Here is a 13,672-nt window from a genome sequence, read left to right as displayed (position 1 = left end):
AGAGACAGATGGACAAGCGTGTGGCGGACCTTGAAACCGCCGTCGCCCCGATCAATGACGGCGCCTCGGTGATGATCGGCGGCTTCGGCTCATCCGGCATCCCCTACGGCCTGATCGATGCCCTGCTCGACCAGGGCGCCACGGGGCTCACCGTGATCTCCAACAATGCCGGCGCCGGGGAAACCGGCATTGCCAGGCTGCTGAAGGCCGGACGGGTGGCGAAGGTCATCTGCTCCTATCCGCGCACGCCAGGCTCGGTCTGGTTCGAGAAGCGCTACCAGGCGGGCGAGGTCGCGCTCGAAGTCGTACCGCAAGGCACGCTTGCCGAACGCATCCGCGCGGCCGGCGCCGGTCTTGGCGGGTTTCTGACACCGACGGGCTACGGAACGCTTCTGGCGGAGGGCAAGGAAACCCGGGTCATCGATGGCAGGGGGTATGTGCTCGAAGCGCCCTTGCCTGCGGATTTCGCGCTTCTGCGTGCCGAGCGCGGCGACAGATGGGGCAATCTCTCGTTTCACGCCACGGCGCGCAATTTCAACCCGATCATGGCCATGGGCGCCCGCCATGCCGTGGCGGAAGTGCGCCATCTTTCCGAAACGCCGCTCGATCCCGAGCATGTGGTCACCCCCGGCATCTTCGTGAAGTCGGTCGTCGAATACGGAGTGCGGCCATGACTATGCCTACAGAAAGTCCGGTTCGGCTCAACAGGCTTACCGATGCGCAGTTGGCGGCCCGCGTTGCCCGGGACATTCCCGATGGCTCCTATGTCAATCTCGGCATCGGCAAGCCGACACACGTCTCGGCCTATGTGCCGGAGGGCCGGGAGGTCAATTACCACTCCGAAAACGGCATTCTCGGCATCGGCCCGGTGCCGGAAGCGGGCGCGGAGGATCTCGAGCTGATCGATGCCAGCAAGCGCTATGTCACCGCAGCGCCGGGAGCTGCCTATTTCGAGCATTCCACTAGCTTTGCGATGATGCGCGGCGGCCATATCGATATTGCGGTGCTCGGCGCCTATCAGGTGGCCGAAAACGGCGATCTCGCCAACTGGGCTACGCTGGACGAGACCTTTCCGCCAGCCGTTGGCGGGGCGATGGATCTGGTGGTCGGGGTGCCGCGCATCTTCATCATGATGAGCCATGTCAATCGCGACGGAACGCCCAAGCTGCTGAAACGCTGCACCTATCCGCTGACGGGCCTTGGCGTGGTCAGCCGGGTCTATACCGATCTTGCCGTGCTGGATGTGACGCCGGACGGTTTCCGGCTGGTCGAGTTGACGGCGGGTAACAGCCTGGAAGACGTGCAGGCGCTGACGGAAGCGAGGATCCTTGCCTGAGGTGGGAAAGAGGCGGATGCGGTCTATGACCGGAAAGGCACTGCGCCCAACAGGCGGGACCGGCGGCTGCGGGCGCGCCATTGCTTTGCGACGTGGTAAGAGCGCATGGACATGAAGGCCTTCAGCGACAGGCTGCCGAGTTTCCCGTTGTTCGTGTCCGCAGCGCGGCCGGATGCCTTTGCCGCGGCCTGTGCCTGCGGCACGGACATGGTCGTGATCGATCTGGAGGATTCGGTTGCCCCCGACAGCAAGGCGGCGGTGCGTCGCATTCCCGAAAGCGCGCTCCCGAAACAGCGATCGGTGAAGCTCTATCTGAGGGTCAATGGCATCGGCACGCTTTGGCACCGCGATGACGTGGCCTTTGCGCGCATGGCCGGCGTTGACGGGGTCGTGCTGCCGAAGGCCGAAGGTGCTCCAGCGCTGGTCGCTCTGCGCGCCGCGCTTCTGCCCGGGCAGAAGATCATCGCCCAGATCGAGACGGCACGGGGGCTTTCGCGCTGCGAGGAAATTGCCGAGGTTGCCGACCGCCTGGCGCTCGGCTCGCTCGACCTTTGCGAGGATCTCGGCGCCCGCCACACCCGCATGGCGTTGTTGCCGCTGCGCAGCCGTCTGGTGATGGCGGCGCGCCTTGCCGGCAGCCTGCCGCCGCTTGATGGCGTCACGGTGAGTGTGACAGATGATGCGGTGATCGCCGATGATGCGATGCATGCAAACGAGCTCGGCTTTGGCGGCAAGTGCCTTATCCATCCCCGCCAGCTCGCGCCGTCGCGGGCGGGCTTTCGTGCGCGGCCCGAGGATCTGGACTGGGCGCGCCATGCGCTCGCCGCCGATGATGGCGCCTTGCCGGATGCGGCGGGCGAGGTGCAGCATTCGCCGGTTGCCGTCAGGGCGCAGCGCCTGATGCTGCGCGGCCAGTGGCCCATGGATGAGGAGCTTGCGCCGGCCGGCAGCGGGGCAAACGCAAAAGGCGCTGCGGCCAAGGGCGGGCTTTCAGGAAAATCGCGAAGGAAAGGAAGGTCCCGATGATCGAGCATGACACGTCCCGCAAAAGGGTTGAGGCGCTGAAGGCCGGGCTGAAGCTGCCGCTGATCGGCGCGCCGATGTTTCTCGCTTCCGGGGTGGAGCTGGTGGTGGCGCAGTGCAGGGCAGGCATTATCGGCACCTTTCCGGCGCTGAACGCCCGGCCCGCCGAACAGCTTGACGCTTGGCTCACCGACATCACGGAGCGGCTTGCCGCCGACGCTGATGTCACGGGAGCGGCGCCCGCGCCCTACGGCGTCAATCTGATCGTCAATGATTACAACACCCGGCTTGAGGAAGATCTTGCGACCGTCGAGCGCCACAAGGTGCCGCTCGTCATCACCTCGCTTTCGGCGCCCGACAAGGTGGTTGCTGCGGTCCATGGCTATGGCGGGCTGGTGTTTCATGATGTGGTCAAGGCGCGCCATGCCCGAAGGGCGCTCGCCGCCGGGGTGGACGGCCTCATTCTCGTTGCCGCCGGTGCCGGCGGCCATGCGGGCACGCTCAGTCCGTTCGCGCTGGTCGCGGAGGTGCGCGCCTTTTACGACGGGCCGCTGGTGCTCTCTGGCGCGATTGCCAATGGGCGCGCGGTTCTCGCCGCCGAGGCGCTCGGCTGCGACTTCGCCTATGCCGGCACGGTGTTCATTCCGACGGATGAGGCGATCGCGCCCGAAGCCCACAAGGCCATGGTCGTTGCCGCGGCGTCCGACGATATTCTCTACACCCCGCTCTTTTCCGGAACCCACGCCAATTATCTGGTGCCAAGCATTAAGGCGGCTGGCGTCGATCTCGAAGAGGCAAGACTTGCCCAGCCGAAACGCATGGGCGGCCGCAGCGATCCCGATCGACCGCGCGCCTGGTCCGAAATCTGGAGCGCGGGGCAGGCGGTGGCGCAATCGCATGCGACAGAGCCTGCCGCAGACATCATCGCGCGGCTGACAGCGCAATATCATTCTGCGAGGGCTGCGCTGTGCGGCTGATGCTTCGCTTCGGAAGACGCGGCAATAGAGGAGAGACGCCATGACACTTGCCGCCATGCTGGCCCGTTTTGCGGTCGGCACGGATATGAACGATGCGCGCATGCGCAGCTTCGTCCGCCTCTCGCTGTTCGATTGGGCAACCGTCGGCATTGCCGGCGTGAATGAGCCTGTTGCCCGCGCAGCCCGCGCCATGGCGGGCGATCTTGGCGGTGCAAATCGCGGGGCGACGCTTTTCGGTGGGGGTCAGGCAGGCGTTGCCACGGCGGCGCTGGTGAATGGCGCGACAAGCCATGCGCTTGATTATGACGATACCCATTTCGGCCATATCGGCCATCCGAGCGTCGCCGTCATTCCCGCAGCGCTCGCCGTTGCGGAAACGAGCGAGGCGGGTGCAGCCGCATTTTTCGATGCGGTGGCGGTCGGGCTGGAGACCGCCTGCCGCATGGGGGCATGGCTCGGACGATCTCATTATGAAGCGGGTTTCCATCAGACGGGCACATCCGGCGCCTTTGGCGCTGCGGCCGCTGCCGCGCGCGTTCTGGGGCTTGATGCCGGGCAGACGGCGGAAGCGCTTGCGATCACCGCAACCCGGGCTGCGGGCCTCAAGAGCCAGTTCGGCACGATGGGGAAACCTTTGAATGCGGGCTTTGCGGCCGAGGTCGGGGTAACGGCAGCGCTTCTGGCAAAGGCGGGCGCCCGCTCGGCGCCGGAGGCGATCGAGGGTGCGCAGGGTTTCGGGCCAACCCATGCCGGAAGCGCGACAACGTCCGCCTTCGACGGCCTGGGCGAGACCTGGGTGTTTCCCAAGATCTCCTACAAGTTTCATGCCTGCTGTCACGGGCTTCACGCCATGCTCGAGGCCGTGCGCAGCCTGCGGGAAGGCGGACTTCTGCCGGATGATGTCGAAAGCGTCACCATAGTCACAAATCCGCGCTGGCTTCAGGTCTGCAATCAGCCGGAACCTTCGACGGGGCTGCAGGCGAAGTTCTCCTACCGGCTTGCCGCCGCGATGATGCTTGCGGGCGTCGATACCGCCGCGCTCGATGTCTACAGCGAGGAAACCTGCAGGCGCGCCGACCTTGTCGCCCTGCGCGACCGGGTGAGGGTGGAGCCAGATGCGGCACTCGGCGACAGCGAGGCGGTGGTGAGTGTCGTTGCGCGCGGGAAGACCCGCGCGGCCCGCCACGACATTCTCGACACTGCCGATCCGGACGGCATCGAAAAGCGCCTGCGGGAAAAGGCTGCAACGCTGATCGGCAGCGATGCGGGCAACCGGCTTTTTTCCGCGATCAGCGGCCTGGAAGAGGGGCGCACGGCGCTCGCCTTGCTGACCCGCCAGATCGCCGCCAGCGACTGACAGGAAAGATCAGGGGCGGAGCGCCGAGGGCGTTTCGCAGCAAGCGGGAAAGACGCAGCCTCCGCCAGATTTCGGCCAGAACGCGTTCACAGGGCTGTTTTGCGTTTCCCCGGAACAGCTCTAGCGCGTGGCGATCGCCACGGCCGCCCCGCCGATCATGCCGGCGCTGAGGCGGTTCGCGATCTTCATCGCACGCGGGCTCTTCAACACGAGGCGGGCTTTCGAGGCCATGAATACCCATGACAGATCGACGACGGCAAGCACCAGGACGAGGGTCAGGGTCAGCTCGATCCAGCCGACCAGCGTGACGCTTGCAAGATCGAGGATGGTGGGCAGCAGCGCCACGTAGAACATCATGATCTTCGGATTGCCGATCGTCACGCTCAAGCCGGTCAGGAACATCTTCCAGCCGGATGAGGCCTCGGGCAATGCCTCGCCTGCCTCTCCCGTTTCGGCAAACCACATCTTCCATGCGAGATAGAGAAGATAGGCAACGCCTGCCCATTTGATGACGACGAAAACGCCGTGGAAGGCGGTGGCGACCGCAGCCAGTCCGAAGACGGCAAGCGTCAGCCACAGCGCCTCGCCGAGCCACATTGCCGCCAAAAACGGCAGCACGTCGCGATGCCCGCGCGACAGCACGCGGGCAACAAGCGCGGCCACGCTCGGCCCAGGCGAGCCTGCGGCAACAAACAGCGTGATGGCGAAAAGGGCAAGCGCGCCGAGCGTCATGGTCCGATCCTCAGACTGCCATCAGAGGCCTAGAAAGGCAGCTTCATGCCGGGCGGGATCGGCAGGCCGGCGGTAAGTTCCTTGGTCATCTCCTGTGCCTTTTCCTCGGCGCGGTCCTTGGCGTCGCGGTGGGCGGCGACAATCAGGTCTTCCAGCATCTCGGCCTCGTCGCCATTGAGCAGGCTCGGGTCGATCTTGATCGACAGCATCTCGCCCTTGCCGGTCATGTCGATCTTCACCATGCCGCCGCCGGACACGCCTTCCACGCGGGCGGCTGCAATCTCTTCCTGCAACTGCTCCATCTTGGCCTGCATTTCCTTGACCTTGCCCATCATGCCCATCAGATCGCGCATGTCTTCTCCTTGAATGTTATCGTTGGGTTCTATTCGTCTAAATCGTCTTCCGGCAGCACGTCGCCATCCTCGTTGACGGCGGCGTCGGGCGCATCGCCCTCCGCCGTGTCGGCCGTCTCGGTTTCGGCGCGTACCCGGACATCGCGGATTTCCGCGCCGGGGAAGAATTTCAGGATCGCCGCGATATCCGGGTCCTCGCGGGCATCGCGGAAACGCTGCTCGCGTTCGGCCTCTTCTGCCTCCAGAAGCGTCGGCTGGCCCTTTTCCTTGCTGAGGCTGACGAACCAGCTCTCGCCGGTCCATTCCCTAAGCTTCGAGCCGAGATCGTTGAGAAAGGTTGCCGACGTGCCGGGCAGAAGGTTGACCTCCAGCCGTCCCGGCTCAAGCCGCACCAGCCGCACGAAATTGCGGATCTCGGCGCGCATCTTGATTGCGCGGTTCTTCGAGCAAAGCTCGGTAATGTCCTGCAGCGACTTGATCGCCGAAGTCCGCTGGGGCTCGGGCTGCGGTTCCGGCTCGGACACCACGGTCTCCGGTTCCGGCGGCAGTTCTGGCTTCAGCGCTTCGGCGCGCTGCGGATGCAGCATGGTGACGGTGGCCGATTGCCGGGGCGCTTCGCCGGTCTGCCGGGAGGAAACCGCATTGGTGCTGCCGGAGCCGCCGGCCTGCGGGCGGCCTGCCGGCGGGGCTGAGGGGGCAGGGCCTGCGGTCGCTCCACCCTCTTCGAGAGCCAGCAGCCTGCGGGCGGCATCTTCGGGCGAGGGCAGGTTGGCTGCATGCGCAAGCCGGATCAGCACCATTTCGGCGGCCCCCAGCGGGCGGGCGGCATTCTCGGTTTCGGGAATGCCCTTCAGCAGCATCTGCCAGATGCGCGACAGCGCGGAGACCGCCACCCGTTCTGCAAAAGCCATGCCTTCGCTGCGCTCGATCTCGCTCAGCGATACATCCTCGGCGCCTTCGGGCACATATTTGAGCCGCGTCACCAGATGGGTGAAATCGGCAAGATCGTTCAGCACCACCACCGGATTGGCGCCTGCCTCATATTGCGACTGGAATTCGGCAAGGGCTGCGGCCACATCGCCGGTGACGATATGGCCGAACAGGTCGACAATCCGGGCGCGGTCGGCAAGGCCCAGCATCGCGCGCACGGCGGCGGCTTCCACATGGCCGCTGCCATGCGAAATCGCCTGATCGAGCAGCGACAGCCCGTCACGGGCAGAGCCTTCGGCAGCGCGGGCAATCATCTGCACCGCCTCGTCCTCGATCTCGACGCCTTCCTTGGCGGCGATCGTGGAGAACAGCCGCACCAGATCGGCAGCCGGAATCCGGCGCAGGTCGAAGCGCTGGCAGCGCGACAGAACGGTGATCGGAACTTTACGGATTTCGGTGGTGGCGAAGATGAATTTCACATGCTCCGGCGGCTCTTCCAGCGTCTTCAACAGGCCGTTGAAGGCCTGGTTGGAGAGCATGTGCACCTCGTCGATGATGTAGACCTTGTAGCGCGCCGTGGACGGGCGGTAGCGCACCTGATCGATGATCTCGCGGATATCGTCGATACCGGTATGGGAGGCGGCGTCCATCTCGATCACGTCGACATGGCGCCCTTCCATGATCGCCTGGCAGTGCTCGCCAAGCTCCTTGAGCTCGATGGTCGGCCGGTCGATCGTGTCGGTCTTGTAATTGAGGCCGCGGGCAAGAATGCGGGCGGTGGTGGTCTTGCCGACGCCGCGCACCCCGGTCAGCATGTAGGCTTGCGCGATCCGGCCGGTCTCGAAGGCGTTGGTGAGCGTGCGCACCATCGCCTCCTGGCCGACCATGAGATCGGAGAAGTCCTTGGGGCGGTATTTGCGCGCCAGAACCCGGTAACCGGCATCCTTTCCGCGCTGCTCTTCAATCTCGGCCATTGCCACCTTTCCTGTCCGGTTTGCGACCGGGTTTTCAACAATAGCCCAAGCCGTGCGACGCTGTCACAGCGTATGGTTCAGTCTGGCAGAGCTTTTGGCGAAATGCACAGAATTTCTGATGCCGCCATCAGGCTGCGGGCGCCCCGCACACATCGACCCAGTCCGCGCCAGTGATCTCGACGAGCCGCTCGGGCGAAATCCGGACCGCGGCATTGCGCGCGCCGGCTGCCGGATAGACCGCATCGAAGGCCTTCAGGCTTTCATCGCAATAGACCCGGATCGGGCTTGCAAGGCCGAAGGGGCAGACGCCGCCGACCGGATGGCCGGTGATCGCCTCGACCTCTTCCAGCGGCAGCATGCGCACCTTGCCGCCGAAGGCGGCCTTGGCCTTCTTGTTGTCGATCCTGGCATCGCCGCGCGCAACCAGCAGAAACACGTCATCCTTCACGCTGAAGGACAGCGTCTTGGCGATCTGGGCGGGGGCGACATTATGGGCGCTTGCAGCTTCTTCCACCGTCGCGCTTGAGGCTTCCGTCTCGATGATGGCGATGTCGGGGGCTGCCTGACGAAGATGGGCGCGCACGCTTTGAAGGCTCATGGCATCTCCGGAATGATCCGTAGAAGGGTGGGAGGCCGGCACGGTGACCCGTACACAACTCGTTGGGGCTGCTTCCTTCCGGACCTGACCCGGTTGGCGAGTGGTACGCCCACCACCAGCCTCCCGACCGGACATATCGTCAATTTGGAGGGTGAATGCAAGCGCGGCTGTCAAAAATTCTGGGGTGGAGCCAGCGCCGCCGCCGGCAACAGCAGATTTGCGATTGCCGCGAATTTCCCGTTTGATAGAGATGGAGCGAACGAACCAAGGGAGCAGCATGCAGGACTTTCCGATCGATCCGCGTCTCGAGCGCGACAGCGTGGCCATCGCCGATCTGGGGCTTTGCCAGTTGCGGCTTTCGCGCGACGCCCGCTGGCCGTGGCTTCTTGCCATTCCCCAGCGCGCGAACATGACCGAAATCTTCGAGCTCGCGCCGCTCGATCAGACCATGCTGACCTTCGAGGTCAACGAAGCCGCAAAGGCGCTTTCAACAGTCACCGGGGCGGACAAGATCAACGTCGCGGCGATCGGCAATATCGTCCGCCAGCTCCACATTCATATCGTCGCCCGGTTTGAGGGCGATGCCAACTGGCCGGGCCCGATCTGGGGCCACGGCACGCCGGAGCCGCGATCCGATGAGGATATCGAGGCACTGGCCCGCAAGATCACAGAGGCAATGGCACGTTCATGACATCACTGTTTCACAAGGCCGGTCCACACGAGGAGCCGAGCGCGCTGACAGCCTTTGCCGGCTGCCGCATCATCCGCGACAGCGAGCACCGCGATGAAAAGGCCCTCGAAAAGGCCGCCGCCGAGCCCAATGCCCGTTTCTTCGGCTTCGTCGATGGCAAGGGCATCGTCAAGCATGAGCGCCAGGTGCTCGATCCCTATTTCGCACGCTACGAGTTGGCCGATCTGTCGCCTGATCCGGAAAGCGCGATCCTGCTCGGACGGGAACCCTCCGGCGCGCCGCTGATCTCGATCAAGCTCGGCCTCGACCCGGAACACCTGCCGGGGCATCTGAAGGTGCTGACCACGCGCGCCGCCTATAGCGAAAGCCTGCTCGACGAAGCGACGCTCGGCGCCTTCGCGCTTGCCGTCAGCCTCAATGCCTGGACGGACAATCATGCCTTTTGCGGTCGCTGCGGCGCGCCGTCGAAATCGGCAGCCGGCGGGTTCCGCCGCGAATGCACGGCCTGCGGCAACATGATGTTCCCGCGCACCGATCCGGTGGTGATCATGCTGATCGTCGATGAGGCGGGCGACCGCGTGCTGCTCGGCCGAAGCCCGCATTTTCCGGAAGGGCGCTATTCCTGTCTTGCGGGTTTTCTCGAACCCGGCGAAACCATCGAGGATGCGGTCCGGCGCGAGACGCTGGAGGAATCCGGCATCCGGGTCGGCGCCGTGCGCTATCACGCCTCCCAGCCCTGGCCGATGCCGCATTCGCTGATGCTCGGCTGCTATGGCAGGGCCGAGAGCCTCGACATCAGTCCCGACGACGCCGAACTCGAGGATTGCCGCTGGTTCTCGCGCGAGGAATTGCGGCTCGCCGTCGAAGGCAAACATCCCGATGGCATCAACGCTCCGGCCGAAGGCGCGATTGCCTTCAGGCTGGTGCGCGATTTCCTCGACTGGGCATGAACGGTGGCCGGCTCGCGTTCGGAACGGTTGCTCGCACTGCTGCAGGCGCTGCGCGGTCATCGCTATCCGGTCACGGGTGAAACGCTCGCGGAAAAGCTCGGCATCAGCCTCAGAACGCTTTACCGCGACATTGCAAGCCTGAGAGCGCAGGGGGCCGCGATCGAGGGCGAGGCGGGGCTCGGCTATGTGCTGCGCCCCGGATTCCTGCTGCCGCCGATGATGTTCTCGCAGGAGGAGATCGAGGCGCTGGTGCTCGGCAGCCGCTGGGTCGAAAAGGCGACGGATGCCACGCTCTCGGCCGCGGCTGCAACCGCGCTTGCCAAGATCACCGCGGTGCTGCCGGCCGCGCTCGGCGATGCCGTGGATGAGACGGCGCTGATCATCGGCCCGCGCGATCTTGCCGTGGAGACCGCCGATATCGCTGCGCTTCGAAGCGCGATCCGCCGCGAGCGAAAACTCGAGATCGGCTACAGCGACGAGGCGGGCAACGTCACCCGAAGGGTGATCTGGCCGATCGGCCTTGCCTATTTCGAGCGCGTCCGCGTCGTCGTCGGCTGGTGCGAGCTCAGGGCAGATTTCCGCCATTTCCGCACCGACCGGATGGCGAGCCTCGCCGAGACCGGCGCGCGCTATCCCAAACGCAGGATGGCGCTTCTTTCCGAATGGCGGCGGAACATGGACTATGCCTGACGGCTGCTGACAGAAGCTGTCACCGGCGGGCGCTATTGCTCCTCTCGTTTTCAAACGAAGGAGAAAGACATGACTGCCCTGCCGCTCAACCTGATCGTGCTTTACGTCGAAGATCCGAAGGCCAGCGCCGACTTCTACGCCGCCTTTCTTGGCCTCAAGCCCATGGCGCTTTCCGAGGGCTTCTCGTCGCTGACGACCGATAGCGGCCTGACGCTCGGCCTCTGGCGCAAGGCCACCGCCCACCCCAGGGCCGAAGGCGGGCCCGGCTCGTCCGAGATCGGCATCATGGCTTCCGGCGAAGGCGGCGTCGCGGCACTCTATGATCGCGTGAGAGCGGATGGGCTCAATATCATCGAGCCGCTGATGACGGCCGATTTCGGCCCGACATTCGTGATCACCGATCCCGATGGCCATCGCATCCGCGTGTGCGAACCTGACAAGTAAGGCGCGCAGGCCCCGGGCGGACGTCGTCCGGGGCCTTGCTGTCAGTCGACGTCGTCGAGAGACTGGAGATGGCTGCGCATCGGGTGTCCCTCATAGACGCCGAGGATGCGGACGCTCTCGGTGAAAAAGCCAAGTTCTTCGAGCGCGCGCGCCACCGCCGGATCATCGGGATGGCCCTCGATATCGGCATAGAACTGCGTGGCGATGAACTTGCCGCCGATCTGGTAGCTCTCGAGCTTGGTCATGTTGATGCCGTTGGTGGCAAAGCCGCCAAGCGCCTTGTAGAGCGCTGCCGGAATGTTGCGGACCTTGAAGATGAAGGTCGTGACGATGGTGCGGTCGCCATCGCTGCGTTTCGCCTGCTTCGCCTTGTCGGCCAGGATCACGAAGCGTGTCACGTTGCTTTCGCTGTCCTCGACATTTTCGGCAAGGATATCAAGCCCGTAGAGCGAGGCCGCAAGGCGCGGCGCCAGGGCCGCCATGGTCCGGTCGCCGCGCTCCTTCACCAGCATCGCGGCGCCCGCCGTATCGCCGGCAATCACCGCATTCCACTTGTTGCGGCGGATGATCTTGCGGCACTGGCCGAGCGCGTGGATATGGCTGTGCACGGTCCTGATGTCGTCCAGCGTCACGCCGGGCAGCGCCATCAGCTGGAAGCGGATCGGCATGAAATATTCGCCGATGATCGACAGGTGCGAATCGGGAAGCTGGTAGTGGATATCGGCAACCCGGCCGGCGAGCGTGTTCTCGATCGGGATCATCGCCAGATCGGCATCGCCGTTCTCGACCGCCAGAAACGCATCCTCGAAGGTCTTGCAGGGCAGCGGCTCCATGTCGGGATACATGTCCCGGCAGGCCATGTCGGAATTGGCGCCGTATTCGCCCTGGAACGAAATGCGGTTGGTCTTCATGATCATGATCTGGCACTTTCGAGAATGCGGCGCGCCTTTTCGAGGTCCTCGGCGGTATCGACGCCGAGCGGCACGGTTTTGACGATCTCGGCATCGATGCGCATGCCGGCTTCCAGCGCACGCAACTGCTCTAGCTTCTCGCGGCTTTCAAGCGTGGAGACGGGGAGCGTGACGAACCGCTCCAGCGCCGCGCGCCGATAGGTATAAAGTCCTATGTGATGATAAAGCGGGCCTTCGCCCCAGGGCGCGGTCGCGCGGGTGAAATAGAGGGCGCGCAGGCGCGACGGCCCGATAGGGGAGCCGACGATCTTGACGACCTGCGACGCCGTCTTTTCGGCCTCGTTGGTGATCTCGACGGCTAGGGTCGCGATATCGACGGCGGGATCTTCCAGCGGCGCCAGCGAGGCGGCGATCAGCGCCGGGTCAAGCGTCGGCAGGTCGCCCTGGACATTGACGACGAGCCGAGCCTTGCCTTCAGGATCGACCTTTTGCAGCGCTTCGTGGATGCGGTCGGAGCCGGACTGGTGCTCCTTCCCCGTCATCACGGCTTCGAAGCCCGCCTGTTCCACAGCATCGAAGACTGAGGCTTCGTCGACGGCGACGACCACCCGTCCCATGGCTGATTCGCGCGCGCGCTCGGCGACATGGACGATCATCGGTATGCCCGCAATATCGGCGAGCGGCTTGCCGGGAAGGCGCGTCGAGGCCATCCGCGCCGGAATTAGAATGATCGTTTCATGGGATTTGTCGATCGCCACTTGCAAGCTCTCCGTTAATTTGCCACTGACAGTTTGATGGGCCGGTCTGCGTGCCGATGCGGCGTTGCATCGCGGCATCAAAAGACATAGGTTCTGCAAGAATGCAAGGTGTCCGGTAGAGGGCTGGACGGAAGGGGAGCGGCAACGCAATGAAATTCAATCTCAATATGGTCCTTGCGGCCCTGTTGGGGACGGTCTTCGTCCTGATGACGGTTTCTTTTATTTCCGAAGCTATTTTCGATCCGCACCATCCCGAAAAGGAAGGGTTCGTGATCGAGGTTGCCGAGACTACGGGCGGCGCACCGGCTGAAGTCCAGGAAACGCCGATTGCCGTTCTGCTTGCTTCTGCCAGCGCCGATGCCGGCGAGCGCGTGTTCAAGCGCTGTCAGGCCTGTCACGACGTGACCGAGGGCGGCCCCAACAAGGTTGGCCCGAACCTCTGGGATGTCGTGGATCGTCCGATCGCAAGCCATGAAGGCTTTTCCTATTCTGCTGCCATGCAGGAATTTTCGGAAGGCGGCTCCAAGCACTGGACCTATGAAAATCTTGACGCCTTCATCAAGGCGCCCAAGAAGGATATTCCCGGCACGGCCATGGGCTTTGCAGGTCTTGCCGCAGACAAGGATCGCGCGGACCTGATCGCCTATCTCAGCACGCTGTCGAACAGCCCCGTTCCGTTCCCGGAGCCGCCGGCAGAAGGCGCTTCCGATGAAGCTGCCGCACCGGCAGACGGCGCGAGCGAGACGGCGGCTCCTGCCGAAGGCGCAGCCGAGGAAGCTCAGCCAGCCGACGCAAACATGGAGCCGAAAGAGGCGACAGCCGAGCCCGCAGAGGGCGCGGAGCCGACGCCTCCCGGCGCTGCCGAGAGCGAGCAGCCGGCAAAGACCGAGTAAGAAACCGGCAACGGAAGAACGACAAAAAGCGGGGCTTCGGCTCCGCTTTTTTTGT

16 protein-coding genes and 1 other RNA gene are annotated in these 13,672 nt (G+C 64.5%); 10 read left to right on the top strand and 7 right to left on the bottom strand.

What is annotated here, in order from left to right; translation table 11 throughout:
• Positions 1–8: 8 nt before the first annotated feature.
• The 5 genes from HPQ62_RS13355 to HPQ62_RS13335 all read left to right on the top strand — a co-directional run bounded on the left by HPQ62_RS13355 (position 9) and on the right by HPQ62_RS13335 (position 4,693).
• Positions 9–674 (top strand): 3-oxoacid CoA-transferase subunit A, encoded by a 666-nt coding sequence (locus tag HPQ62_RS13355; RefSeq protein WP_174803067.1) that lies wholly within the window; start codon positions 9–11, stop codon positions 672–674.
• Positions 671–1,336, top strand: coding sequence for a 3-oxoacid CoA-transferase subunit B (locus HPQ62_RS13350; protein ID WP_174803066.1), 666 nt, complete (start codon positions 671–673; stop codon positions 1,334–1,336). The genes HPQ62_RS13355 and HPQ62_RS13350 overlap by 4 nt, the downstream gene beginning before the upstream one ends.
• A gap of 105 nt (positions 1,337–1,441) precedes the next feature.
• Positions 1,442–2,362 (top strand): HpcH/HpaI aldolase/citrate lyase family protein, encoded by a 921-nt coding sequence (locus tag HPQ62_RS13345; protein WP_174803065.1) that lies wholly within the window; start codon positions 1,442–1,444, stop codon positions 2,360–2,362.
• Positions 2,359–3,336: an NAD(P)H-dependent flavin oxidoreductase gene (locus HPQ62_RS13340; RefSeq protein WP_174803064.1), complete on the top strand. Its 978-nt coding sequence runs from the start codon at positions 2,359–2,361 to the stop codon at positions 3,334–3,336. Before HPQ62_RS13345 ends, HPQ62_RS13340 begins: the two co-directional genes overlap by 4 nt.
• Before the next feature lie 40 nt (positions 3,337–3,376).
• Positions 3,377–4,693, top strand: a complete 1,317-nt coding sequence (locus tag HPQ62_RS13335; protein WP_174803063.1) for an MmgE/PrpD family protein — start codon at positions 3,377–3,379, stop codon at positions 4,691–4,693.
• A 120-nt stretch (positions 4,694–4,813) separates the two neighbouring features.
• On the opposite strand, the gene HPQ62_RS13330 is transcribed toward HPQ62_RS13335, so the two are convergent.
• The 5 genes from HPQ62_RS13330 to ffs all read right to left on the bottom strand — a co-directional run bounded on the left by HPQ62_RS13330 (position 4,814) and on the right by ffs (position 8,404).
• Positions 4,814–5,425, bottom strand: a complete 612-nt coding sequence (locus HPQ62_RS13330) for a LysE family translocator (protein ID WP_174803062.1) — start codon at positions 5,423–5,425, stop codon at positions 4,814–4,816.
• Positions 5,426–5,454: 29 nt separating this feature from the next.
• Positions 5,455–5,778, bottom strand: a complete 324-nt coding sequence (locus tag HPQ62_RS13325) for a YbaB/EbfC family nucleoid-associated protein (RefSeq protein ID WP_174803061.1) — start codon at positions 5,776–5,778, stop codon at positions 5,455–5,457.
• 29 nt (positions 5,779–5,807) lie between these two features.
• The gene (locus tag HPQ62_RS13320) at positions 5,808–7,682 is read right to left on the bottom strand and encodes a DNA polymerase III subunit gamma/tau (RefSeq protein ID WP_174803060.1); all 1,875 of its coding nucleotides are present in this window, start codon (positions 7,680–7,682) and stop codon (positions 5,808–5,810) included.
• 127 nt (positions 7,683–7,809) lie between these two features.
• Positions 7,810–8,280: a YbaK/EbsC family protein gene (locus HPQ62_RS13315; RefSeq protein WP_174803059.1), complete on the bottom strand. Its 471-nt coding sequence runs from the start codon at positions 8,278–8,280 to the stop codon at positions 7,810–7,812.
• A gap of 27 nt (positions 8,281–8,307) precedes the next feature.
• Positions 8,308–8,404: signal recognition particle sRNA small type (gene ffs / locus HPQ62_RS13310), an RNA gene on the bottom strand.
• A gap of 153 nt (positions 8,405–8,557) precedes the next feature.
• Here ffs and HPQ62_RS13305 point away from each other — a divergent pair.
• The 4 genes from HPQ62_RS13305 (at position 8,558) to HPQ62_RS13290 (ending at position 11,055) form a co-directional block, all read left to right on the top strand.
• Positions 8,558–8,971 carry an HIT family protein gene (locus HPQ62_RS13305; protein WP_174803058.1) on the top strand — a complete coding sequence of 138 codons (414 nt, stop codon included), beginning with the start codon at positions 8,558–8,560 and terminating at the stop codon, positions 8,969–8,971.
• Positions 8,968–9,921, top strand: coding sequence for an NAD(+) diphosphatase (gene nudC, locus HPQ62_RS13300; RefSeq protein ID WP_174803057.1), 954 nt, complete (start codon positions 8,968–8,970; stop codon positions 9,919–9,921). The genes HPQ62_RS13305 and nudC overlap by 4 nt, the downstream gene beginning before the upstream one ends.
• A 3-nt stretch (positions 9,922–9,924) precedes the next feature.
• Positions 9,925–10,611: an HTH domain-containing protein gene (locus tag HPQ62_RS13295; protein WP_174803056.1), complete on the top strand. Its 687-nt coding sequence runs from the start codon at positions 9,925–9,927 to the stop codon at positions 10,609–10,611.
• Positions 10,612–10,680: 69 nt separating this feature from the next.
• Entirely contained in the window at positions 10,681–11,055 is a 375-nt protein-coding gene (locus HPQ62_RS13290) for a VOC family protein (protein WP_174803055.1), read from the top strand.
• A 41-nt stretch (positions 11,056–11,096) separates the two neighbouring features.
• Here HPQ62_RS13290 and HPQ62_RS13285 read toward each other — a convergent pair whose 3' ends face one another.
• Together HPQ62_RS13285 and HPQ62_RS13280 are read right to left on the bottom strand one after the other, a co-directional pair.
• Complete coding sequence (locus HPQ62_RS13285; RefSeq protein ID WP_174803054.1) at positions 11,097–11,972, bottom strand: prephenate dehydratase; 876 nt, start codon at positions 11,970–11,972, stop codon at positions 11,097–11,099.
• On the bottom strand, positions 11,969–12,724 hold the full coding sequence (locus HPQ62_RS13280) for a 3-deoxy-manno-octulosonate cytidylyltransferase (RefSeq protein WP_342343712.1): 756 nt from the start codon (positions 12,722–12,724) through the stop codon (positions 11,969–11,971). The genes HPQ62_RS13285 and HPQ62_RS13280 overlap by 4 nt, the downstream gene beginning before the upstream one ends.
• 149 nt (positions 12,725–12,873) lie before the next feature.
• Here HPQ62_RS13280 and HPQ62_RS13275 point away from each other — a divergent pair, with 149 nt between their 5' ends.
• Complete coding sequence (locus tag HPQ62_RS13275) at positions 12,874–13,617, top strand: c-type cytochrome (RefSeq protein ID WP_174803052.1); 744 nt, start codon at positions 12,874–12,876, stop codon at positions 13,615–13,617.
• The last annotated feature ends 55 nt before the right edge of the window (positions 13,618–13,672 follow it).

This window comes from Martelella limonii, assembly GCF_013344475.1.
Classification (GTDB): Bacteria; Pseudomonadota; Alphaproteobacteria; order Rhizobiales; family Rhizobiaceae; genus Martelella; species Martelella limonii.
The sequence above is the reverse complement of the archived record's forward strand: the minus strand, read 5'-3'. Positions and strand labels throughout refer to the sequence as shown.